Source organism: Vibrio sp. Vb339 (genome assembly GCF_902751245.1).
Lineage (GTDB): Bacteria > Pseudomonadota > Gammaproteobacteria > Enterobacterales > Vibrionaceae > Vibrio > Vibrio coralliirubri.
This window is the reverse complement of sequence record NZ_CADDIS010000029.1, coordinates 1-936: the sequence shown is the minus strand read 5'-3', so window position 1 is coordinate 936 and position 936 is coordinate 1. Positions and strand designations below refer to the sequence as shown.

General features: G+C 43.3%; 2 rRNA genes. Both read left to right on the top strand.

Annotated elements, in window-relative coordinates:
- Nucleotides 1–154 precede the first annotated feature (154 nt).
- Nucleotides 155–270 (top strand): 5S ribosomal RNA (gene rrf / locus HRQ85_RS26080).
- A 389-nt stretch (nt 271–659) separates the two neighbouring features.
- Nucleotides 660–936, top strand: a 16S ribosomal RNA gene (locus HRQ85_RS26075); the annotation flags it as partial.

Sequence of the window (936 nt, the reverse complement as noted above, 5' to 3'; positions counted from 1 at the left end):
GTGTGTAAGTGCTGCGAGGCATTGAGCTAACCTGTACTAATTGCCCGTGAGGCTTAACCATACAACACCCAAGGGGTTTTGTGGACTCAAAGAAATACCAAACGCTTGAATGAGTTTGAAGAGAATTTAACAGCTTTCCGAATTTTAAAATTTGCTTGGCGACCATAGCATTGTGGACCCACCTGATTCCATGCCGAACTCAGAAGTGAAACACAATAGCGCCGATGGTAGTGTGGGGCTTCCCCATGTGAGAGTAGGACATCGCCAGGCTTTAATTTCGACTTTGTCTACAAAGTAGACAAGTCACCATAGAGTTCTAAGTTTTCTTAGTATTTTATGTTGACTTTCAAAGTAGAAAGCGTATTATACGCGTCCTGCTTAAGTGCTAAGGCACTGAAAGCAAAGCTCTTTAACAATTTAAACCTATCAATCTGTGTGGGCACTCGTTGATGAATATCAAAACGTTTTATCGTTAGRTAARACAGWTWCTTCGGWAWCAAAATGATTTCAATGAACTGAGTGACCAATACGWWTAAYTACTTTCTTTRTAGAGAGGCGTTAWTYGGCACAGTCAATTCATTAYCATTCTGTTGGAATGRTAATAGCTTTARAATTACATAGTAGTTTTGAAGTCAGTATTCGTTGAGTCACAAAATCTTAAATTGAAGAGTTTGATCATGGCTCAGATTGAACGCTGGCGGCAGGCCTAACACATGCAAGTCGAGCGGAAACGACACTAACAATCCTTCGGGTGCGTTAATGGGCGTCGAGCGGCGGACGGGTGAGTAATGCCTAGGAAATTGCCTTGATGTGGGGGATAACCATTGGAAACGATGGCTAATACCGCATAATGCCTACGGGCCAAAGAGGGGGACCTTCGGGCCTCTCGCGTCAAGATATGCCTAGGTGGGATTAGCTAGTTGGTGAGGTAATGGC